This window comes from Myxococcus xanthus, from assembly GCF_006402735.1.
Lineage (GTDB): Bacteria > Myxococcota > Myxococcia > Myxococcales > Myxococcaceae > Myxococcus > Myxococcus xanthus_A.
Map to the genome: position 1 here is coordinate 3,433,371 of NZ_CP017174.1, position 20,324 is coordinate 3,453,694.

Annotated in this window: 20 protein-coding genes; 10 read left to right on the top strand and 10 right to left on the bottom strand. The window is 68.6% G+C overall.

Features of this window, described 5'->3' with window-relative positions; all coding sequences use genetic code 11:
* Positions 1 to 61: 61 nt before the first annotated feature.
* A complete protein-coding gene (locus BHS09_RS14510) occupies positions 62 to 487 on the bottom strand; it encodes a hypothetical protein (RefSeq protein ID WP_140790582.1) in 426 nt (141 codons plus the stop codon).
* 124 nt (positions 488 to 611) lie between these two features.
* Here BHS09_RS14510 and BHS09_RS14515 point away from each other — a divergent pair, with 124 nt between their 5' ends.
* From BHS09_RS14515 to BHS09_RS14540, 6 genes are all read left to right on the top strand, one after another.
* Positions 612 to 953 (top strand): Rieske (2Fe-2S) protein, encoded by a 342-nt coding sequence (locus tag BHS09_RS14515; RefSeq protein ID WP_140790584.1) that lies wholly within the window; start codon positions 612 to 614, stop codon positions 951 to 953.
* Positions 954 to 1,055: 102 nt separating this feature from the next.
* On the top strand, positions 1,056 to 1,613 hold the full coding sequence (folE, locus tag BHS09_RS14520) for a GTP cyclohydrolase I (RefSeq protein WP_237080363.1): 558 nt from the start codon (positions 1,056 to 1,058) through the stop codon (positions 1,611 to 1,613).
* Positions 1,610 to 3,028, top strand: a complete 1,419-nt coding sequence (locus BHS09_RS14525) for an FAD-binding oxidoreductase (protein WP_140798176.1) — start codon at positions 1,610 to 1,612, stop codon at positions 3,026 to 3,028. Before folE ends, BHS09_RS14525 begins: the two co-directional genes overlap by 4 nt.
* A gap of 200 nt (positions 3,029 to 3,228) precedes the next feature.
* Positions 3,229 to 3,975 carry a sigma-70 family RNA polymerase sigma factor gene (locus BHS09_RS14530; RefSeq protein WP_140790591.1) on the top strand — a complete coding sequence of 249 codons (747 nt, stop codon included), beginning with the start codon at positions 3,229 to 3,231 and terminating at the stop codon, positions 3,973 to 3,975.
* Between the two features lie 154 nt (positions 3,976 to 4,129).
* Positions 4,130 to 4,870 carry a tetratricopeptide repeat protein gene (locus tag BHS09_RS14535; protein WP_418764000.1) on the top strand — a complete coding sequence of 247 codons (741 nt, stop codon included), beginning with the start codon at positions 4,130 to 4,132 and terminating at the stop codon, positions 4,868 to 4,870.
* Positions 4,867 to 6,729, top strand: coding sequence for an AMP-dependent synthetase/ligase (locus tag BHS09_RS14540; RefSeq protein WP_140790595.1), 1,863 nt, complete (start codon positions 4,867 to 4,869; stop codon positions 6,727 to 6,729). The genes BHS09_RS14535 and BHS09_RS14540 overlap by 4 nt, the downstream gene beginning before the upstream one ends.
* 128 nt (positions 6,730 to 6,857) lie before the next feature.
* Here BHS09_RS14540 and tatA read toward each other — a convergent pair whose 3' ends face one another.
* Together tatA and BHS09_RS14550 are read right to left on the bottom strand one after the other, a co-directional pair.
* Complete coding sequence (gene tatA / locus BHS09_RS14545) at positions 6,858 to 7,103, bottom strand: twin-arginine translocase TatA/TatE family subunit (RefSeq protein ID WP_140790597.1); 246 nt, start codon at positions 7,101 to 7,103, stop codon at positions 6,858 to 6,860.
* A 76-nt stretch (positions 7,104 to 7,179) separates the two neighbouring features.
* Positions 7,180 to 8,205: a sensor histidine kinase gene (locus BHS09_RS14550; protein WP_140798178.1), complete on the bottom strand. Its 1,026-nt coding sequence runs from the start codon at positions 8,203 to 8,205 to the stop codon at positions 7,180 to 7,182.
* A gap of 183 nt (positions 8,206 to 8,388) precedes the next feature.
* Here BHS09_RS14550 and BHS09_RS14555 point away from each other — a divergent pair, with 183 nt between their 5' ends.
* The 3 genes from BHS09_RS14555 to BHS09_RS14565 all read left to right on the top strand — a co-directional run bounded on the left by BHS09_RS14555 (position 8,389) and on the right by BHS09_RS14565 (position 10,487).
* Positions 8,389 to 8,766 carry a response regulator gene (locus tag BHS09_RS14555; protein ID WP_140790601.1) on the top strand — a complete coding sequence of 126 codons (378 nt, stop codon included), beginning with the start codon at positions 8,389 to 8,391 and terminating at the stop codon, positions 8,764 to 8,766.
* Between the two features lie 97 nt (positions 8,767 to 8,863).
* Positions 8,864 to 9,187 carry an SCP2 sterol-binding domain-containing protein gene (locus BHS09_RS14560; protein WP_011553019.1) on the top strand — a complete coding sequence of 108 codons (324 nt, stop codon included), beginning with the start codon at positions 8,864 to 8,866 and terminating at the stop codon, positions 9,185 to 9,187.
* Positions 9,188 to 9,314: 127 nt separating this feature from the next.
* Positions 9,315 to 10,487, top strand: coding sequence for a CaiB/BaiF CoA transferase family protein (locus BHS09_RS14565; protein WP_140798179.1), 1,173 nt, complete (start codon positions 9,315 to 9,317; stop codon positions 10,485 to 10,487).
* Here the strand turns inward: BHS09_RS14565 and BHS09_RS14570 are convergent.
* The 4 genes from BHS09_RS14570 to BHS09_RS14585 all read right to left on the bottom strand — a co-directional run bounded on the left by BHS09_RS14570 (position 10,453) and on the right by BHS09_RS14585 (position 16,622).
* On the bottom strand, positions 10,453 to 11,676 hold the full coding sequence (locus BHS09_RS14570) for a hypothetical protein (protein ID WP_140798180.1): 1,224 nt from the start codon (positions 11,674 to 11,676) through the stop codon (positions 10,453 to 10,455). The two genes, BHS09_RS14565 and BHS09_RS14570, sit on opposite strands and share 35 nt — an antisense overlap.
* 106 nt (positions 11,677 to 11,782) lie before the next feature.
* Complete coding sequence (locus BHS09_RS14575) at positions 11,783 to 12,382, bottom strand: MarR family winged helix-turn-helix transcriptional regulator (protein ID WP_140798181.1); 600 nt, start codon at positions 12,380 to 12,382, stop codon at positions 11,783 to 11,785.
* Positions 12,382 to 15,522 carry an efflux RND transporter permease subunit gene (locus BHS09_RS14580; protein WP_140790609.1) on the bottom strand — a complete coding sequence of 1,047 codons (3,141 nt, stop codon included), beginning with the start codon at positions 15,520 to 15,522 and terminating at the stop codon, positions 12,382 to 12,384. Before BHS09_RS14580 ends, BHS09_RS14575 begins: the two co-directional genes overlap by 1 nt.
* Positions 15,523 to 15,557: 35 nt before the next feature.
* On the bottom strand, positions 15,558 to 16,622 hold the full coding sequence (locus BHS09_RS14585) for an efflux RND transporter periplasmic adaptor subunit (protein WP_174259052.1): 1,065 nt from the start codon (positions 16,620 to 16,622) through the stop codon (positions 15,558 to 15,560).
* A 347-nt stretch (positions 16,623 to 16,969) separates the two neighbouring features.
* Between BHS09_RS14585 and BHS09_RS14590 the strand changes: the two genes are divergently transcribed.
* Entirely contained in the window at positions 16,970 to 18,109 is a 1,140-nt protein-coding gene (locus BHS09_RS14590) for an acyl-CoA dehydrogenase family protein (RefSeq protein ID WP_140790613.1), read from the top strand.
* Positions 18,110 to 18,119: 10 nt separating this feature from the next.
* Here the strand turns inward: BHS09_RS14590 and dctA are convergent, their stop codons facing one another.
* From dctA to BHS09_RS14605, 3 genes are all read right to left on the bottom strand, one after another.
* The gene (gene dctA / locus BHS09_RS14595) at positions 18,120 to 19,409 is read right to left on the bottom strand and encodes a C4-dicarboxylate transporter DctA (RefSeq protein ID WP_174260548.1); all 1,290 of its coding nucleotides are present in this window, start codon (positions 19,407 to 19,409) and stop codon (positions 18,120 to 18,122) included.
* A 103-nt stretch (positions 19,410 to 19,512) separates the two neighbouring features.
* A complete protein-coding gene (locus BHS09_RS14600) occupies positions 19,513 to 19,800 on the bottom strand; it encodes a hypothetical protein (protein ID WP_140790617.1) in 288 nt (95 codons plus the stop codon).
* A 60-nt stretch (positions 19,801 to 19,860) separates the two neighbouring features.
* Entirely contained in the window at positions 19,861 to 20,283 is a 423-nt protein-coding gene (locus BHS09_RS14605; protein WP_140798183.1) for a hypothetical protein, read from the bottom strand.
* Positions 20,284 to 20,324 lie beyond the last annotated feature (41 nt).

Here is a 20,324-nt window from a genome sequence, read left to right on the forward strand (position 1 = left end):
ACGGGGCGACCGCGAAGCGGCCACGCCCACCAATGACTTGCCAGACCTCGGACGACGCACGTCACGCGTGCGCGGGAGGCGAGGCCTTGGGAGCGGTATCGAGGATGGAGAGGGGGGCCTGGACGCGAGGCGGCGCGGTGGCCGGACGGCTCACGGCGAGCAGCGTCAGCACCAGGGACGTTCGGTAGGGCGTCAGGAGCTCCGGGCGGGAGCCAGACGTCACCAGCGGACATTCCTCATGGGTGAGGGCCGCCGAGTCCGTGACGGCTTCGGGCAGGGCGGACAGCTGTGGGCTCTGCTCGATGGCGAGCCGGGACAGCCGCGCGCCCGTGCCGAGCGCCGTCTCCTCGAACGTCTGATGCTGCGGACAGAACCGGTGCGCGTGCTCGTCCCTCGCGTGCATCAGCGCGCTCAGCGGCTGACACACCCACAGCGCGACGAGCAGCGTCGCGGTGCAGCGGGCGAAGGTGTGGGCTCGCTGATTCATCGGAAGGGGCGGTTGCCCGGGTGCTCTAATGACGCGGCACGGCGGGTGTCAAGGGACGGTATCACGCTCTGTTTCGTCCGGGTGGGGATGTGTCGGCCCCGGCCGGGCGTTGGGGAACATCGGGATGAACGGACAGCTGGACGGAGGATTCATTCCAGTGGCGACGCTGGACGCACTCGACGCGCGGGGCCGCGCGGTGGTGCTGGTGGACGGTGTCGCGGTGGCCCTCTTCCGTGTGAATGGGGAGCTCCATGCGGTGGCGGACGCATGCCCCCACCGGGCCGGCCCCCTGTCGGAGGGCGACCTGGTGGGATACGTGGTGCACTGTCCGTTGCACACCTGGCCGTTCGACGTCCGGACGGGGCAGTGCCCTCGGCATCCCGGGGTGCATGTCCGCACCTATGCGGTGCGTGTGCAGGGACAGCACATCCTCGTGTCCGCATCAGGTAGGGTCCACGCCCCCTGAGTGCCGGCCCCTTCCAGGAGCGATTCCACTGTGACTTCGTCCCGAGCCCGCCGCAAAGCCCCCGCCGCTTCCGCCCCTGCTGGTGTCCCCGATACCTCGGCCATGGCGCGTGCCGTGGCGGACTTCCTGCGCGCCGCCGGCCTGAACCTCCAGGACGTCCACCTGGCGGACACCCCCGCGCGCGTGGTCGAGGCCTGGACGGCCGAGTTCCTCGACGGCTACAGCCGCACCCCGGAGCAGGCGCTGGGGGAGACGTTCCCCGCGCCGCCGGGCTCCTCCGGCGAGCTGGTGGTGGTGACGGACCTGCGCTTCCACTCCATGTGTCCGCACCACCTGCTGCCACTCACCGGGCGGGCCCATGTGGCCTACGTGCCGGGCAAGCGGGTGGTGGGCTTTGGCCGGCTGTCATCGCTGGTGGACTGCTTCGCGCACCGGCTCATCCTCCAGGAAGACATGGCGCGGGAAGTGGCGCGTTCCCTGGCCCAGGTGCTCGGCAGCCCCGCCACCGCGTGCATCATCGAAGCGGAACAGGCGTGCCTGCGCCTGCGCGGGGACAAGCAACGCGACGCCGTCACCCACGCGGAAGCCTATGAAGGCACCCTGCGGCGCGACGGTCCCCTGCGCCGTGAGCTGTGGGCCCGGCTGGGGGCCCGGCGATGAGCGCGCCCCTGCCGCGAGTGGGGCCCAAGCGCGTGGCCCGCGTGCGCGAGGCGCTGGCCGCCATCATGGCTCCGGAGCAGCTGCGCGTGGATGACGCCGCGCTGGCCGCCTACGCCCGTGACGAGTCCGACAGTGGCGTCCATGCGCCCGACCTCGTCGTCTTCCCCGCGGACACGCGGCAGGTGTCGCAGGTCTTCAAGGCGTGCGCGGTGCACGGCGTGCCCTTCACCCCCTGTGGCGCGCGCAGCGGCAAGAGCGGCGGCTCGCTGCCCTTGCATGGTGGGGTGGCGGTGAGCCTGGAGCGGATGAACAGCATCCTCTCCATCTCCCCCGAGGACCTCACCGCGGTGGTGCAGCCCGGCGTCATCACCGGCGACCTGATGAAGGCCGTGGAAGCGGTAGGGCTCTTCTATCCACCGGACCCGAACTCCTGGGAGCTGTGCACGTTGGGCGGCAACGTGGCGGAGAACGCCGGCGGGCCTCGGGCACTCAAATACGGTGTCACGCGCGACTACGTCATCGGACTGGAGTGGGTGCTCCCGGACGGCGATGTGGTGAGGGTGGGCCGGCGCACCATCAAGGGCGTGGCGGGTTATGACCTGGTGGGCCTCTTCGTCGGCTCGGAGGGCACGCTGGGGGTCGCCACCGAAATCACCGTCCAGCTCATCCCGCTGCCGCGCGAGGTGCTGACGGCCCTGGTGGTGTTTCCGTCCGTGCTGCACGCCGCGCGCGCGGTGTCCGCCGTGCTGGCCGCGGGCATCCTCCCACGTTGCCTGGAACTCATCGATGACGTGGCCCTGCGGGCGGTGAACGGCCGCGGCTTCCAGTTCCCGCCGGGCGCGGGTTCCGCTGTCATCGTGGAGGTGGACGGCAACGGGCGAGAGGGCTTGCTCGCTGAACTGTCTCAGTTGGGTGACATCTGTGCCGGTCAGGGGGCCACCGAGACGCTCGTGGCCCAGGATGCTTCCCAGCGCGAGAAGCTCTGGGCCGCGCGCAGGGTGATTTCCCCAGCCCTCCGGGCCCTCAAGCCTCACAAGATTTCCGAGGACATCGTCGTGCCCCGCTCGAAGATTCCGGAGGTCATCGAGCGCTTGAAGGCCATGGGCACGGAGCTGGGACTCACCGTGGCCACGTATGGCCATGCGGGCGACGGGAACCTGCACGCCAACATCCTCTACGAGGGCGCCCACCAACGGCCGCTGGTGGAGGAGGCCCTGCGGCGCATGCTGGTGATGACCGTGGAACTGGGCGGAACGATCACAGGCGAGCACGGTGTGGGGTACGCGAAGCGGGAATATCTTTCGCTGGAGCAGTCCCCCGCGCTCATCGACCTGCAGCGCAGGCTCAAGGCCTTCTTCGATCCATCAGGGTTGCTCAACCCCTCGAAAATCTTCCCCGCGCTCATGCGTTCTTGATTCGTGGCCGACGCGGCTCGTTTTTGTCCCGGCGTCGAGCGGCTTACCGTCCAAAGCGTGGGAAGGGCTGGGAATGTCGCGCGAAATGCCTAATCGGACCTGGAATGAGAAACCCTTTCGCTCGTTGCGCGTCTTAGTTCCAGGTGGACGCGAGGCGGCGGGGGAGAGCGCGTCCGGCATCGAACGGAGGACGGGAAATCATGGCCAATTCGACGAAGTACGCAGCGGAAGGCCTGTCGCACTACCTTCGGAACCTGGGCGGGCACCAGCAGCTGACGCGTGAGCAGGAGTACGAGCTTGCGCGCCGCGCCCGCAAGGGTGACGAGTCCGCGCGGCAGACGCTTGCCAGCTCCAATCTGGCCTTCGTTGTCGCCGTGGCGAAGAAGTTCGCCAATCGCGGCGCGCGACTGGATGACCTCATCCAGGAGGGCAACGTCGGTCTCATGAAGGCGATCGAGCACTTCGATCCAAAGAAGAACGTGCGCTTCGCCACCTATGCGGTGTGGTGGATTCGCGCCTACATCACCCGGTACCTGAAGGACAACCGCAGCCAGGTACGCGGTGGTGAGGCCGAGCGCGGCAGCATGGTGGACTTCTCGCTGGACGCCACCATCGACGAGGACGGCGAGACGACCTTCCTCGACCGGCTGGAGGACAACAGCCCTTCGCCTCAGCAGGTGTTCCTGTCGCACGAGCAGGACACGGAGATTCAGGAGGCGCTCGCCAAGGTGCGCAAGCGCATTGGTGACCTGGGCTGGGACATCCTCACGGAGCGGCTGACGCAGGACAAGCCGCTGACGCTGGAGGAGTTGGGCCAGCGGTGGGGCGTGTCGCGCGAGCGCGTGCGTCAGGTGGAGCTGAAGACGAAGAACTTCCTGGAGCGCTACCTGCAGGCGTTCAACGAGAACGAGGAGCATCTGGGCGAGCAGGCCGCCGACGCGGCGTGAGCGGCCATCCAGGGCGCTTCCCACCTGGGAAGGTGCGTCATCGGGGCGGGACGGACCGGGTCATTCCGGGCCGCTCCCGCCTCTTGTCGTTTGGCGGATGATTTACCCGCGATGGTTTGCTAGCGGGCAAAAGTGCGTGCTAAGCCCGGCGCTTATGCGCCTGATTTCATTTGCTTTGAGCCTCCTCCTGAGCCTGCCTGCCTGGGGGGCTGAGGCCTCCCTGCTGTCCGAGCTTGACGCGCTGTACGCGAAGCGCGGCGAGTCCGGTGGGGAGAAGGCCTACGAGGGGGCCTTGAAGACGGCGCTGGACGCCGCGCCGGAGGACTACGAGCTGGTCTGGCGCAAGGCGCGCATCCTCCAGTGGCAGGCGGACGGGGCGGCCAACGAGAAGCTCAAGAAGGTGCTGGGCCGCCAGACGTGGGACTGGGGTGAGAAGGCGATGAAGCTCAACCCCGCCCGGGTGGAGGGCCACTACTACGCGGCCACCGGCATCGGCGCCTACTCCCAGGCCGTGGGCATCATGAAGGCGCTGGGCGAGGGGCTCGAGGGCAAGTTCAACGAGCGGCTCGACAAGGCCATCCTGATCGACGCGGGCTACGACCGGGGCGCGCCGCTGCTGGCCAAGGGCCGCTACTACTACGAGCTGCCCTGGCCCAAGCGCGACCTGGCGAAGTCCGCCAGCCTCTACGAAAAGTCCATCGCGAAGGACCCGCAGATGCTGCGCGCCTACTACTTCCTGGCGGAGACGCTCCTCAAGGACGGCAAGGCCGCGAAGGCTCGCGAGGCCATTCAAAAGGTGAAGCAAGGCAGCATCGCGTACGACCCCGCGGAAGGGCGGCGCGTGCAGGAGTGGTCCAAGAAGGTCGAAGCCGATATCGAGAAGGAGCTCAGATGAGGGCAGAGAATCAGGTAGCGGCTCCCGCTACCGCGGGGGGGGATGCGACGCTGGTCCAACTGCTCATTCAGCGCGCGAAGAACGCGTCGACGGTGGGCGCATGCCACAAGAAGGACGGCCGCTGGCAGGACGTCACCTTCGCCCAGTTCCTGGACGAGGTGAAAGCGCTCTCCGCGGGCCTGGTTGCCCAGGGGGTGAAGCCCGGGGACCGGGTGGCGATTTTCGCGAACACCAGTCTGCAGTGGCTCATCTGCGACGTGGCCATCAGCGCCGCGCAGGCCATCACCGTCCCCATCTACGCGTCCAACACGCCGGATGAGTGCCGGTACATCCTCAACCACTCCGAGACGACGCTCGTCTTCGTGGACAACGACGAGAAGGACGCCCGGCAGGCGGGCCGGCTCACGCGCCTGCGCCAGAAGCTGGCGGAGTGTCCGACGCTCCGCCACATCGTCGCCTTCGAGGGCCCCGTCGCCGGTGGCGCCGAGCTGTCACTCGCCGACGTCGTCGCCCAGGGCCGCACCGAGCACGCCGCCCGTCCGGACGACTTCGAGGCGCGGGTGGCGGGCGTGTCCATGGAGGACACCGCCTCCATCATCTACACGTCGGGCACCACGGGTGACCCCAAGGGCGTCATCCTCACGCACCGCAACTGGGCCTTCGAGGCGAAGGCCGCCCAGTCGGTGGGGATGATGGTGCCCTCTGACTCGGTGATGCTGTTCCTGCCGCTGGCGCACGTCTTCGCGCAGGTGGTGAAGGCCGCCTGGCTGAGCATGGGTTACCGGCTCGTCGTCGCGGAGTCGGTGGACAAGCTGCTGGCCAACCTGGTGGAGACGCGTCCCTCGGTGCTGCCGTCGGTGCCGCGCGTCTTCGAGAAGGTCTACAACAACGTGGTGGCCAACGGCTCGGCGGCCCCGGGCCTCAAGGGCCGGCTCTTCCGCTGGGCCTTCAAGCTGTTCGACGAGTACGTCGAGGCACGCAGCCAGGGGCGCGAGTACGCCACCCTGGGCTTCGCGTTGGCGAAGAAGCTGGTGTTCTCCAAGGTGCACGCGGCCATCAGCGAGAAGCTGGGCGGCAACATGCGCGTGTTCATCTCCGGCGGCGCGCCCCTGTCTCCGAAGATTGGCTACTTCTTCGACCTGCTGGGCCTCAAGGTGCTGGAGGGCTACGGCCTGACGGAGACGTGCGCCGGCACCACCGTCAATCGCGAGCACAAGATCAAGATTGGCAGCGTGGGCGCGCCCGTGCCGGGCATGGAGGTGATGATTGCCTCCGACGGCGAAATCCTCATCCGAGGTCCGTCCGTCATGAAGGGGTACTACAAGAACCCCGAGGCCACGGCGGAGGCCATCGACGCGGAGAACTGGTTCCACACCGGTGACATCGGCGAGCTGGACGCGGACAACTACCTGCGCATCACCGACCGCAAGAAGGACCTCATCGTCACCGCGGGCGGGAAGAACGTGGCGCCGCAGAACCTGGAGAACGCCCTCAAGACGCACGCCATCATCAGCCAGTCCATGGTGTACGGCGACAAGCGGCCGTACCTGGTGGTGCTCATCACCGTGTCGGAGGAGGGCGCGCGCAAGCTCCTGCAGGACCAGGGTGCCCCGGTGGGCACCTACGCGGAGAACGCCCGGCGCCCGGAGGTCCATGCGGCGGTGAAGGCCGCGGTGGATCAGGTCAACGCGCAGCAGCCGCCCTACGCCACGCTCAAGCGCTTCACCGTGCTGGAGAACGACTTCAGCCAGGAGACGGAGGAGCTGACGCCCAAGCTCAGCGTGAAGCGGAAGGTCTGCACCCAGAAGTACAAGGCGCAGCTCGACCGGATGTACGAAGGCACCGCCGTGGTCGACTGAGGCCCACGCCACGCACAGGGCAAAAGCGAACGCCCGGCCCACCCCTTGTTCCAGGGGGCGGCTCGGGCGTTGCGCGTTTCAGGGCACTGCTCACGTCCTGCCGGGAGGCACGGCCACCCGGCGGCGGATCAGACGTGGCCGCTGGGCGTCTGGCTCTTGGTGACGTCGTTCTGCACGCCGGTGCTGCTGGAGAGCGTCCCGGAGCCCTTCTTGTCCCCAGGGGCCGCCGCTTCCTCGCCCTCACCGCCAAAGCCGCGCTTGAAGTTGCGGATCGCACTTCCCAGTGAAGAGCCCAGCTGTGGCAGGCGCGACGCTCCGAACAGGAGCAGCAGCACCCCCATGATCAGCAGGATTTCCATTCCCTTCAAACCCATCACTCGGCTCCTTCGCGAAGACGCCAGGGAGCATACCGATGGGCGCCGCCGACTGCCAGCAAGACCGGCGGGCGATTCAAGCCTGCATGGTTGCTGGAGAACCGAGCGCGGCGATGGGGGCCTGGGTCAGGGTGAGGAAGAGGGTGCTGCCCCCTCGGTCCGACTCGACGCCCACGCTGCCCCCGTGGGCCTCCACCTCCTGCCGGGCCAGGTAGACGCGCAAGGGGTCCTCCAGCCGCTTCTCCCGGAAGGCGCGCTCCTCGCGCTGGAAGACGGCGGCGGCGTCCTCATCCGTCAGCGGCGCCCCGTCCCGGCGGACCTCCACGCGCACCCGGGGAGCGAAGTCGCGGATGCCCAGTCGGATGACCTCACCCGGTTGGGCGCGGGCCAACTGGTACTGAATGAAAGACTCCACGGCGTGCTGGATGCGGGCACCGTCCACGATGACCTCGGGCACCGCCTCCGCCGGATTCAGGTCCAACACGAGCGCCACCTGGGCCGCTGAGGCCGCGGCGCGCTGCCGCTCCACCGCCGCGTCCAGCAGGGGCAGCAGGGACTGGCGCTCCGGCTCACAGGGCAGGGAGCCCAGGTCCGCCCGGCTGGCGTCGAAGAAGTCCTGGGAGAAGGCCAGCGAGCGGTCCGCGTTGCGGAGGATGGTCTCCAGGCCGCGCTGCACCTTGGCCTCCAGGGGCACGCGGCCGTTGAGCAGCAGGGCCGCGTACGAGCGCACGTTGGCCAGCGAGCCGCGCAGGTCATGCGACGCCATGGACAGGTAGCGCACGCGCCGGCGCACCCCGGCCTCGTCCCACGCCAGGGGCGACGTCCACAGCAGCAGCGCGCCGTCCTCCAGCGTCTCCTCGCCCGCCATCAGCACCTGGCCGTCCCGCTCCCAGAGGCTGCCGCTACCAGCGCGCCGCTGGAAGCCCGCCACCGCCATGAGCTCCGGCAGGGAGCCCACGTGGCTGGGGAGCGCCTCCAGGCCCAGCTGCTCCAGCAGCGAGCGCCCGAGCGGGCGCGGGCTGCCTCCGAGAGGCAGGAGCAGAAGCCCTGGTGCCGCCATGTCGCCTGCTTTCAGCTCCCCCTCGCTCGCCACGTTCCACACCCCCAGTCCATCAGGTCACGGAAAGGGTGGGCAGTGACTGTCGGTTTTGCAACGTGGGCCCATGTCTGGCGGCGTGGGCGCATTTTCTTGCGCGGCCGTGTGGGAGGATGGTTGAAGAATCCCAGCGTCGCACCTCGGGAGACTGCTCTGACCTTGCACAATGCACAGCATGCGAGGGCCCCGGTGGTCCTGGTCGTCGATGACGACCCGGACATCCTGGAGGCCCTTTCAGAGATTCTGGAAGCCGAAGGCTTCGAAATCCGCCGGGCGCGGAACGGGAAGGAGGCGTTGGACCGGCTCGAACCCGAACCGCCCAACCTCATCCTGTTGGACCTGATGATGCCGGTGATGGACGGTTGGGAGTTCGCCCAGCGGATGCGGCAGAAGCCGCCCGAGGTGGCGCGCATCCCCCTCATCGTCCTGAGCGCGGACCGCAATGTGGGCAGCAAGGCCGCCGACATTGGCGCGGTGGGGCATCTGGCCAAGCCGTTCGAACTCAACGATTTGTTGGACATGGTTCGCCGCTCGCTGAACCCCACCGCCGCGTCCACCATCGCGTGACAGATGCCGCATCCGTGTCTTGACCTGCCAGGGGGGCGCCATTACGGTCCCCCCTGTCTTTGATTTTCAAATCAACGATCAGGCCAAGGAGTGTGTCGTGAGCGCGAAGGACATCATCGAGAACCAGATTCCGGAGACCCTCAAGGCGAAGCCGGAGCTGGCGAAGGAAATCAACGCCGTCATCGTCTTTGACGTGTCGGGTGAGGGCGGCGGGAAGTGGACGCTGGACGCCACCAAGTCCGAGGGCTGGGTGACGGAAGGTGCGGTCGACAACGCGAAGATGACCATCTCCGTGAGCAACGACGACTTCGTGAAGATTCGCGAGAAGAAGCTCAACGCGCAGATGGCGGCCATGCAGGGCAAGCTGAAGTTCAAGCCCATGGACATGGGCCTCGCGATGAAGCTCGCGAAGCTGCTCTAATTTCCGGCGGACCGGAGCGCTGCGGGCAGACCCCGTCCGCTGGCTTCTGTCACACGCGGCGCGTCTCCTTCACAGGGGCGCGCCGCAGTCGTTTCCACACCCCCGACGCTCGCTCCGAGGAATGCCCATGTCGTCGCTCCCGCTTACAGGCCTCCGCGTGCTGGACTTGTCGCGCCTGCTGCCCGGCCCCTACGCCACCCTGGTGCTGGCAGACCTGGGCGCCACCGTGGACAAGGTGGAGGAGCCGGATGGCGGGGACTATGTCCGCCAGATGCCGCCCCTGCGGGATGACGTCAGCGGCCTGTTCTACGGCCTCAACCGGAACAAGCGCTCCCTGACGCTGAACCTGAAGCAGCCCGAGGGCCGCGAGGCGCTGAAGCGGCTGGTGCGCCACTACGACGTGCTGGTGGAGAGCTTCCGGCCCGGCGTCATGGACAAACTGGGCGTGGGCGAGTCCGTGCTGCGCGCGGAGAACCCCCGGCTCATCTACTGCGCCATCTCCGGCTACGGGCAGACGGGGCCGGACCGGCTGAAGGCGGGGCATGACTTGAACTACGTGGCCCGCGCCGGCCTGCTGGGCTACGGCGGTGAGTCCGGCGGCGCGCCCGCCTTCCCCGGCGTGCAGATGGGGGACATTGGCGGCGGCAGCCTCTTCGCGCTGGTGGGCATCCTGGCGGCGCTGCATGAGCGTGAGCGCACGGGGCAGGGGCGCTTCGTGGACGTGTCCATGACGGACGGCGCGCTGGCCTTCCTGCACATGCACCTGGCGTCGCGCCTCTACATGGGGACGGAAGGCGCCGCCCTTCAGCGGGGCACGGAGGCGCTCAACGGAGGCTACGCGTGCTACGGCCTGTACCGCACGGCGGATGACCGGTGGCTCGCGGTGGGCGCGCTGGAGCCCAAGTTCTTCGCGGGCGTGTGTGAGCGGCTGGGGCGTCCGGAGCTGCTGGAGGACGCCTACGCCCCGGGCGAGCCCGGCGCGCGCGTGAAGGCGGAGCTGACGCGCCTGTTCGCCGAGCACCCACTGGCGTATTGGCAGGAGCGCTTCGCGGGCTCCGACCTCTGCATCGAGCCCGTGGCGGAAGGGGACGACGTGCTGAAGGACCCGCAGCTCCAGGCCCGGGGCCTCTTCGTGGAGACGGAGGACGCGGTGCTGGGTCGCAAGGTGACGCACCTGCTGACGCCGCTGCGCATGGGCGAGACATCGCTGCGCGCGCCGCCCGCGCTGGGGCAGCACTCGCGGGAGATTCTGGAAGAGGCGGGCTTTACCGCGCAGGAGCTTGCGCGGCTGGGGCACTGACGGCGGGCGTCCGCCACAGGGCCTCGCCGTGCGCGGCGTGGCAGGTGTCGCCCAACAAGTCCAACGCGAGCTGCGGCTGCCGTTCGGCCAGCGCTGGCCACCCGTCGAAGGCGCCACCGGCTTCCAGCCGGCGCACGGTGTGCTCCAGGGCCGTGCGCGCCCGCTCCACCGTCTGCTGCTGGGCCTTCGTGGGCCGCCACCGGGTGTCGTCGCGGTAGCGGCCGAGCGTCTCCAGCAGGTGGCCCTGGAACTTCAGCATCTGCACCAACAGGGGCAGCCTGTGCGCGAACGGCGCGTCGGCCAGCGCCGCCTCGTACTGCCTGCCCTCCGAGTCCAGCCGGTACAGCAGCACGTCCACCTGCGCGTCCAGCCGCTTGCGCCACGCCTTGCGCACGGAGGCATGCCGGGCCCAGCCCGCCACGGCCTGGAAGTAGTGAAGCCCGCCGCACGGGTGGGCGTAGATGCCCTGCTTGCGCTTGGGGACCTGCGGCCGCCCCTCGCGCATCGCCGCGGACAGCTCGGCCTGGGCGGCTTCGAGCGTGGCGAGCGCGTCCCGCATCACCGTGTCGATGTGGACCGTCGTGCCCTCGCTGTTGCGGAACGTGGCGCCGGGCTCCATCGCCAGGGACAGGGCGTCCAGCGCCCAGGCACCCTCGGGATTGGCCACGAGCGATGCGCGGAAGTCGAGCTGCAGTTGCTCCACCAGCGCCTGCACCATGATGGGGCCCCAGGACGCGTTGAAGCGGTGGCGCACCGGGTAGCCCGCGTGCAGCAGGCTCTTGAGCTGCAGGGCGGGGTGGGGCTCCACCGGCGTGCCGTTGGCGGTTCGGGTGTCGAAGAAGAGCCGCTGGGCGGCGGCGGGGGAGTGGGACGGGGGCGGTGTCCGGCGCAGGTAGCGCGCGATGATGGCGTCCGCCGCGGGCTGACCGTCGCGGGTGCGGAATTCCCGGCCGTCCAGCGCCAGGCCATGCGCCAGCGCCCAGGGGTTGTCGGGCGTGGAGGCCCACTGCCTGCACCGGGAGGACAGCAGCGAGGACACGTCCGGTGGGAGCGCCGCGCCCGCGGGGGCCCGCAGCTGGACGGTGGAAGGTGCCACCGCGGGCCACGTCACCTCCGCGCGCGCGCCAGCGGGGGCGGCGGCGCCCAGTCCCACGGCGAGGCTCACGAGGAGGAAGGCGGTCATCGTCATGCGGTGTGCGTCCGGGGGAGCTTATGCGCACGGCCGCGCCAGCGACACCCTCGGCGTCCTACGCGCGCCGGCCCGAAGCATGGGCCGGCGCGCGTGAGGGAAAAGTTCAGCTCGCCTGTGGGGTGCCGCCGGCCGATTCCGCCTCGGCCGTCAGGCGCGCCAGCATCCGCTCCAGGATGCCGAATACGGCGTCGCGGTCCTCGGCGCTCATCAGGCTCAGCACGCGCCGCAAGCTCGCGTCCAGGCCCCTGTCGATGCGGGCGAAGACCTTGCTGCCCTGCTCGGTGAGGCGCACGACGACAGCGCGCCGGTCCTCCACGTCGCGGGTCCGCTCCACCAGACCCATGCTCTCCAGGCGGTCCACCACGCCGGTGATGGTCTTCCGGGTGATGCCCACCCGCAGGGCCAGGACACCCACCTGCACCGGACCGTCGTTCCCCAGCCACGACAACGCATGCATCTGCGTGGGCGTGAGCTGGAGGTCCTCGCAGATGCCCGCCAGCGGGTTCTTCAAGGAGCGGTAGCGGCTGAACTCAATCAGCAGCTCGTGGAGGCGCCGCGACTCGGGCGTGGAGGCTTCGACGTCTTCCTCCAGCAGACCGTGGCTCTCCTCGGAGCCACCGTCCTCGGGGAGGTCTTGTCCCTCCGCGCCCGGGTCGCCTCGCCGATTCGCGAGCGCGGCCGGCTTGTCATCCGGCCGCCGCATCAGGCGGTCTCCACCCGGGCCGCGGCGGCCACGGAAGGCGACTCGGCGCCGTGCTTCGGACCCACCGCGTGCGGCGTACCGGACGTCGCGTCCGGACCCTTGCGCCGCTTGAACTTCTCGGTGAGCTGATCCATCAGCGAGTACACCACTGGCACCACGCCCAGGGTGAGGAACGTGGACGTCACCAGACCGCCGATGATGGTGATGGCCATGGGCGCGCGCGTCTCCGCGCCGTCACCCTTGGCGACCGCCACCGGAATCATGCCGGCGATCATCGCGATGGTCGTCATCAGGATGGGACGCAGACGCACGGGAGCCGCCTGGAGCAAGGCCTCCGTCGCCGTCTTGCCTTCCTCACGCAGCTGCAGCGTGAAGTCCACCAGGAGGATGCCGTTCTTCACCACCAGACCCATGAGCATGATGACGCCGATGAGGGCGAACATCGACATGGCCTGACCGGTGACGAGCAGACCGCCAATGGCGCCGATGAGGGCGAAGGGCAGCGACATCATGATGGTGAAGGGGTGGATGAAGCTTTCGAACTGCGCCGCGAGAATCATGTAGATGAGGATGATGCCCAGCAGCAGGGCGGAGCCGAAGGCCGCCACGGCCTTGCCCATCTCCTTCGCGTTACCCTCGAAGTCGTAGATGACCGTCTTGGGCAGCTCCTTCTCCGCGTACGCATTGAGGAAGGTGATGCCGTCGCTCAGCGCGTAGCCCGAGGCCAGGTTCGCCAGCAGGGTGATCTGCCGCTTCTGCGACTCGCGGTCGATCTGCACCGGGCCGTCGGCCGGGGTGATGGTCGCGATGTTGCGCAGCTCCACCAACTGGCCCGTGGTGCTGCGCACGGTCAGCTTGCCCAGCGCGTCGGCGGAGGCCAGCGTCTGCGGCGGCAGGGCCACCTTGATTTCGTACGTCTCGCCACCCTCTCGGTAGTCGCCGAACTTGTCGCGGCCCAGGAAGGCACGCAGCGTGGCACCCAGCGAGGCCGCCGGAACGCCCAGGGCGGCCGCGCGCTCGCGGTCCACCTTGACGTCGTACTGCGGCTTGCCGGAGCGGAACGTCATGTCCACGTCCACCAGGCCCGGGTTCTGGCGCATGGCGGCCTGGACCTGGCCGGCGGCCTTCACCACCTCGTCCCAGTTGTCGCCGCGGAGGTTGAACTGGATCTGCTGCGTGCGGGCGCCGCCGCCGCCCACGGCCGCGATGTCCTGCACCGTGACGGTGACGCCGCTGCGGGGGGTGATGGCGCCGCGCAGGTACGTCTTCAGCTCGCCCTGGTTGAAGGCGCGGTCCTTCAGCGGCACCAGGTTGATGAGCAGCTCGCCCTTGTGCACTTCCTCCTGCACGCCGCCACCGGCGGTGGCGAAGGTGGAGTCGATGCCGGGCAGGGCGCGGACCTGCGCGTCCAGCGCGTCCAGCTCCGCCTGCGTCTCCTGCAGCGTGGAGCCGATGGGCAGCTCCACCGCCAGCTTGATGTTGCCGTTGTCCTGCTCCGGGATGAACGTGAACTTCAGGAAGCTGGCCATGAAGAGGGTGAGGAAGAGCACCACCACGGCGATCACCAGGGTGATGGCCCGGTGCCGCAGGATGCTGGCCAGGATGTTCCGGTAGCCCGTCTCCGTGGCGACCAGCACCTTCTCCACCGCCGCGGAGATGCCCGTGGGGTTGCCATGGTGGCTCAGCATGCGCGCCGACAGCATGGGCGTGAGCGTCATGGACACGGCGTAGGAGATGAGCACCGCCACGGCCACCGTGACGCCGAACTGGTAGAAGAACATGCCCATCGTCCCGTCCATGAAGGCCACGGGGATGAACACGGCGACGATGGCGAGCGTCACGGCGAACACCGCGAGCGCGATCTGGCTGGCGCCCTCGAGCGCTGCCTGCATGGGCGTCTTTCCGTCTTCCAGGTGACGGACGATGTTCTCGATGACCACGATGGCGTCGTCGATGAGCAGACCGATGGACAGCGTCAGCGCCAGCATCGTGACGACGTTGAACGTGAAGCCCAGGGCCGCCATGACGGCGAAGGTACCGACGACGGACACCGGCAGCGCGATGGCGGCCACCAGCGTGGAGTTCAGGTTGCGCAGGAACACCAGCACGATGAGCACCGCGAGGAAGCCACCGAGCACCAGGTCGAACTGCACCGCGGCGATGGACGAGCGGATGAACCGCGAGTTGTCCGTCACCATCTCCGTGCGCACGCCCTCGGGCAGCAGGCTGTTGACCTCGCCCAGGGACTCCTTGATGGATTCAGCCACCTGCACCGTGTTGGAGCCGGACTGCTTGCGCACCACCAGCGCCACGGCGCTGCGGTCACCGCTCTTGGCGCTGGAGCGCGCCTCTTCCGGCCCGTCCACCACGTCCGCCACGTCACGCACGCGCACCGGCGCGCCGTTGGGGTTGGCGATGATGATGTTGCGCAGCTCGTCCACGCTCTTGGCCTCGGACGTCAGGCGCACCACGCGCTCACGGCCGCTGTCCATGGTGCGGCCACCCGGGACGTCCAGGTTCTGCGCCTTCACCGACTGGCTCACGTCGCTGACGGCCAGTCCGAAGCCGCGCAGCCGCTCCGGGTCCACGATGATCTGGATTTCGCGCTCACGGCCACCGACCACGTCGATGCTGCCCACGCCCGCCTGACGCTGCAGGGCCGGCTTCACCACGTCTTCGGCGACGCGCGTCATCTCTTCAATGGGGAGCGCGCCCGACAGCGACAGCGTCATGATGGGCGCCGCGCCGATGTCGAACTTCTCCACCACCGGCGTTTCGATTTCCGTCGGCAGCTTGCTCAGCGTGGCCTGGACGCGGTCACGCACGTCCTGGGACGCCACGTCCACCTTGGTGTCCAGGGTGAAGCGGACGACAATCTGGGACACGCTCTCCAGGTTGATGGAGCGCAGCTGCTCCACGCCGTTGAGGGTGTTGAGCGCCTCCTCCAGCGGGTCACTGACGTTCTTCTCCATCGACTCCGGGTCCGCGCCAGGCAGCACCGTGGTGACGGTGACGACGGGGAACTCGACGTCGGGGAACTGATCCACGCCGATGCGCGGGTAGGCATTGACGCCAAAAACGACCACCGCGAGCATCAGCATCGCGGTGAACACAGGGCGGGTGATGAATGTCTTGAGCATTCAGGAGCTCCGAACTTGAAAGGGGAGGGCAGGCGTCACTGCACTACGCGGACGGCCGTGCCCTCCTTCACGTCCAGGGAGGAGTCGGCGAGCACGCGCTCGTCGGCGCCCAGGCCCTGGAGGATGCGGACGTAACCAGGCAGCACTCGCTCGACGCGCACATCCCGCTTGCGCACCGTGCCGTCCTGCACCACCCACACGAAGCCCTCCTGGCCCCGGGCGCTGACGGCCTGGGTGGGGAGGAAGAGGCCCTTGTCGTCGGCCTCGCCCACGGTCGAGAAGTCCAGCTCCACCAGGGCGCCGGGACGCAGCGCCGTGGAAGGCTCACCCACCACGTCGGCCAGCACCTCCACCGTGCGGTTGGTGGCGTCCACCACCGCGCCCACGACGGACACCTGTACGTCGAAGCGCGCGCCGCTGGGGCTCACCGTGCCATGCGTCTTGCTGCCCACTCGGACCTTGTCCACCACGGACTCGGGGACCTGCGCGCGCACTTCCAGCCCCGTCGTGTCGACGATGCTGAACACGGGCGTGGAGGGGGTCACCGCCACCGAGTCACCGATGTTCTTCGTGCGGGCCGTGATGACGCCGTCGAAGGGGGCGGTGATGGAGTGGTCGCGCAGCATCTCCTCCGCCAGCCGCAGCCCGGCGGCGGCCTGGGCGGCCTGGGCGGCGGCCTGCTTCTGGCCAATCACGGCTTGATCCAGCCCCGCGGCGGCCACGCCACCGGACTCCGCCACCTTCCGGGTGCGCTCCAGGGAGGACGTGGCCAGCTCCAGCGCCGCGTCCGCCGCCTGCTTCACGGCGCGCGCCTGCTCCACGCTGATGGCGACGTTGGAGGCGTCCAGCACCGCCAACACCTGGCCCTTCTTCACCTTGTCGCCCACCCGCACGTTCATCTTCGAGATGGTGCCGGTCGCCTGGGGCCCCAGGACCGCCTCGTTCTTCGAGCGGATCTGCCCCGTCACGCGGGTGACGTCGCCGCTCAACTCCGTGGCCGGAGTGATGGCGCGCACGCCTAATGCCGCGGGACCCGTCTGCTCCGGGAGGGCCGGCTTGTTGCTGGCCTTGCCACAGCCCGTCGTCACCACCGCTGCCATTGCCGCGGCCATCCACATGCGTCGAATCACGGTCGTCCTGCTCCTGCCGGTCACGGGGCACTTGTCCCCTGGAGACACTTCCGGGCCGGCTTCTACATGGAAAGTCTGCGCCCCGGAAACTACAGCCCCTGAACTGTCTGTCAAGAGGATACTCCGGAGTGCGGACTATCTTTCCCCGGCTCGCCCAACGGCCGTCCGCCGAGCGGGCAGGTGAAAATGACACGACGCGGTGCGTCCGTCCTCTGGCCTCAAGGAGGGGAACTGTGTGTCTGGGCGGCGGTGCTTGTGGCACCTAGAGGCCCCTGTTATTGATTCAAGAATCAATCCTTTCGTGCCGAGGACACCCCATGCCCCACCCATTCACCGAGGAACACGAGGCCTTCCGCAACACGGTGCGCAGCTTCGTGGAGAAGGAGATGACCCCGCACGGCCTCGAGTGGGACCGGGCGGGCATCTTCCCCAAGGAGCTGTTCCGCAAGGCGGGGGACCTGGGCTTCCTGGGCATCAACCACGACCCGAAGTACGGCGGGAGCGGGCTGGACTACTGGTACGTGACGGTGTTCGCGGAGGAGCTGAGCCGCAGCCTCAACGCGGGCGTGAACATGGCGCTGCTGGTGCAGAGCCAGATGGCCACGCCCATCATCAACGAGATTGGAACGGACGAGCAGAAGCGCGAGTTCCTGGAGCCGGCGCTCAAGGGCGAGAAGATCGCCGCGCTGGGCGTGAGCGAGCCGGGTTGCGGTTCGGACGTGGCCAGCATCAAGACGACGGCGCGCCGGGACGGGGATGACTACGTCATCAACGGCTCGAAGATGTGGATCACCAACGGCACGCGGGCGGACTTCATCACCCTGGCGGTGCGCACGGGGGAGGCGGGCTACGGCGGCATCTCCCTGGTGACGTTCCCCACGGACGTGAAGGGCTTCGGCGTCTCCAAGAAGCTGGACAAGGTGGGCAACCTGTCCTCGGACACCGCCGTCCTCTACTTCGAGGACTGCCGGATTCCGGCCCGCTACGTGCTGGGCGAGGAGAACGAGGGCTTCTACCACATCATGACCAACTTCCAGGGTGAGCGCCTGGTGGGCGCCATCACCACGGTGGCGGGCATGGAGCGGATGGTGGAGGACTCCATCCGCTACGGCAACGAGCGCGAGGCCTTCGGCCGGCCGCTGATGAAGTTCCAGGTGTGGCGCCACAAGTTCGTGGAGCACCTGACGGCCATCGAGGCGGCCAAGCGCCTGACGTACCACGCGGTGGACCTCTTCGACCGGAAGGAGAACCCGGTGAAGGAGGTCTCCATGGCGAAGCTGTTCGCGGGCGACCTGGCCCAGCGCGTGGCCTACGACTGCCAGCAGTTCTACGGCGGCATGGGCTATGTGGAGGAGACCTCCATCGCCCGCATGTGGCGCGACGTGCGCCTCATCACCATCGGCGGCGGCACCTCCGAGGTGATGAAGGAGATCATCTCGAAGCTCTACGGCTTCTAGCGCCGCGCACTCAGGTGCCGTGGCCCAGGCGCATCCCTTCCAGGGGCTTGGGCCCGCTGTCGAGCTCGGCGTGCAAGACGGTGTCGTCACGCACGCCCTCCCACTTGGACACCACCAGCGTCGCCACCGCGTTGCCGATGACGTTGGTGATGGCCCGGGCCTCGGACATGAAGCGGTCCACGCCCAGCAGCAGGGCCACGCCTTCCACGGGCACCTTGCCGTTGAGCGCCGCCAGCGTGGCCATCAGCGTGATGAAGCCCGAACCCGTCACGCCCGCCGCGCCCTTCGACGTCAGCAGTAGCACGCCCAGCAAGGTGAGCTCCTCGCCCAGCGTGAGGTCCACGTTCACCGCCTGGGCGATGAAGATGGCCGCCATCGTCAGGTAGATGCACGTCCCATCCAGGTTGAACGAGTACCCGGTGGGCAGCACCAGCCCCACGGCGCCCCGGTCGCAGCCCAGCGTCTCCAGCCGCTTGAGCAGCCGGGGCAGCGCGGATTCCGACGACGACGTCCCCAGCACGAGCAACAGCTCACTGCGCATGTAGCGCAGCAGCTTCCACAGCGAGAAGCCGGACAGCCGCGCCACCAGCCCCAGCACCAGGAACACGAAGAGGGCGCAGGTGACGTAGACGGCGATGAGCAGCCGGCCCAGGGAGCTGAGCGATTCGACGCCGAACTTGCCCACGGTGAAGGCCATGGCGCCGAAGGCGCCCAGCGGCGCCAGCTTCATGATCATCCCGACGATGCCGAAGAAGACCTGCGCCAGGTCATCCGACAAGTCGAGCACGCGCTGTCCCATGGGCCCCAGGCGGGTGAGCGCCACGCCCGTCAGCACCGCGACGAGCAGCACCTGAAGCAGCTTCCCCTCGGTGAAGGCCGACAGGAAGTCATGCGGGATGATGTCCAGGATGAAGGGGATGGTGCCCTGCTGCGACGCGGACGCGCGGTACTGGGTGATGCCGGAGGTGTCGATCTGCGCCGGGTCGATGTTCATCCCCGCGCCGGGCTTCAGGGTGTTCACCACCACCAGCCCCACGACGAGCGCCAGCGTCGTCAGGACTTCGAAGTAGATGAGCGCCTTGAGGCCGATGCGGCCCACGTGCTTGAGGTCGCCCATCTTCGCGATGCCCGCGACGATGGTGAGGAAGATGACCGGTGCGATGATCATCTTCACCAGCTTGATGAAGCCGTCGCCCAGCGGCTTCATGGACTCGCCCAGGTCCGGCCGCAGCCAGCCGAGGATGACGCCCACCGCGATGGCCAGCAGCACCTGGACGTACAGATTCTTCAACCACCGCATCCGCACCCCTCTCTCGGGAGGCCGCGGACTATAGCGCCCCGGTTCGGCGCTTCGTTGGCGCCAGGTGCCGGCGGGCAGCGGGGGCTTCCGGTGGCGGGCTGCGTCACTTCTTGCGGAACAGCGCCTCCGCGGCGTTCAGCAGGGCGTCCCGGCTCTCCTTCTCATGGATGCCGCCTTCGCCAATCTGGAACAGCTCACAGAAGTTGGCGCCGTCCTTGTCCTTGGGCACCTCGGCGAAGGGCTCCTTGCACTCCTTCGCCACGCCCAGGTCGAAGTGACGGCAGTTGCGGCACGAACGGATGTCCTCGCCGCAGTGGGGGCAATCGTCACGCCGGCCCACCTGGTTCGCGATGATGTCCAACCGATGTCCACAGTGCGCGCAGCCGGGCATGGCCTCCTCCATGAATCGGGGACGCCATTGTGCCAGCGGGCCGCGCTTGGCGGCGAGCGATCAGCGCTGCGGACTGGGCATCAGCGCCTGGACGGGCTCCGGGGAGGCGGACTCCCGTGCGGTGCCTTCGTACGCACTGCCCCCCGTGGCATCGAGCAGCTGGTCGTTCAGCCGCTTGAGGAGGAACAGGAGGTACGCGGAGACGGTGGCCAGCGCCGAGATCAGCACACCCAGCAGCATCCCGCGCTGCCACACGTGTGCCTTCTCCAGGATGGCCCGGCGCTCCGCGAACGTCTTCAGCTGGGCGTCCGCCGCGGCACCGTCGAACCGGGCCGCGTAGTCCTCCGCCTGGGCGGTGCCGCGCTCCATCAGCCACTGGCCCTGCACCTGGAGGGCGTCCGCGCGGGTATAGCAGTAGGCGGCGCCCCCAGCCGACAGCAGGGAGATGCACAGCGCCGTCATCACGCTCCGGGTCGTGCCCATCCAACGTCCTCCGGACTGGCCGTTGCACGGGGAGTGACACC

What these genes read in the sequence shown, in the direction of transcription:
- BHS09_RS14510 (WP_140790582.1), bottom strand. Translation starts at nt 487, where the DNA reads ATGAATCAGCGAGCCCACACCTTCGCCCGCTGCACCGCGACGCTGCTC.
- BHS09_RS14515 (WP_140790584.1), top strand. Translation starts at nt 612, where the DNA reads ATGAACGGACAGCTGGACGGAGGATTCATTCCAGTGGCGACGCTGGAC.
- folE (WP_237080363.1), top strand. Translation starts at nt 1,056, where the DNA reads ATGGCGCGTGCCGTGGCGGACTTCCTGCGCGCCGCCGGCCTGAACCTC.
- BHS09_RS14525 (WP_140798176.1), top strand. Translation starts at nt 1,610, where the DNA reads ATGAGCGCGCCCCTGCCGCGAGTGGGGCCCAAGCGCGTGGCCCGCGTG.
- BHS09_RS14530 (WP_140790591.1), top strand. Translation starts at nt 3,229, where the DNA reads ATGGCCAATTCGACGAAGTACGCAGCGGAAGGCCTGTCGCACTACCTT.
- BHS09_RS14535 (WP_418764000.1), top strand. Translation starts at nt 4,130, where the DNA reads ATGCGCCTGATTTCATTTGCTTTGAGCCTCCTCCTGAGCCTGCCTGCC.
- BHS09_RS14540 (WP_140790595.1), top strand. Translation starts at nt 4,867, where the DNA reads ATGAGGGCAGAGAATCAGGTAGCGGCTCCCGCTACCGCGGGGGGGGAT.
- tatA (WP_140790597.1), bottom strand. Translation starts at nt 7,103, where the DNA reads ATGGGTTTGAAGGGAATGGAAATCCTGCTGATCATGGGGGTGCTGCTG.
- BHS09_RS14565 (WP_140798179.1), top strand. Translation starts at nt 9,315, where the DNA reads ATGTCGTCGCTCCCGCTTACAGGCCTCCGCGTGCTGGACTTGTCGCGC.
- BHS09_RS14570 (WP_140798180.1), bottom strand. Translation starts at nt 11,676, where the DNA reads ATGACGATGACCGCCTTCCTCCTCGTGAGCCTCGCCGTGGGACTGGGC.
- BHS09_RS14575 (WP_140798181.1), bottom strand. Translation starts at nt 12,382, where the DNA reads ATGCGGCGGCCGGATGACAAGCCGGCCGCGCTCGCGAATCGGCGAGGC.
- BHS09_RS14580 (WP_140790609.1), bottom strand. Translation starts at nt 15,522, where the DNA reads ATGCTCAAGACATTCATCACCCGCCCTGTGTTCACCGCGATGCTGATG.
- BHS09_RS14585 (WP_174259052.1), bottom strand. Translation starts at nt 16,622, where the DNA reads ATGGCAGCGGTGGTGACGACGGGCTGTGGCAAGGCCAGCAACAAGCCG.
- BHS09_RS14590 (WP_140790613.1), top strand. Translation starts at nt 16,970, where the DNA reads ATGCCCCACCCATTCACCGAGGAACACGAGGCCTTCCGCAACACGGTG.
- dctA (WP_174260548.1), bottom strand. Translation starts at nt 19,409, where the DNA reads ATGCGGTGGTTGAAGAATCTGTACGTCCAGGTGCTGCTGGCCATCGCG.
- BHS09_RS14600 (WP_140790617.1), bottom strand. Translation starts at nt 19,800, where the DNA reads ATGCCCGGCTGCGCGCACTGTGGACATCGGTTGGACATCATCGCGAAC.
- BHS09_RS14605 (WP_140798183.1), bottom strand. Translation starts at nt 20,283, where the DNA reads ATGGGCACGACCCGGAGCGTGATGACGGCGCTGTGCATCTCCCTGCTG.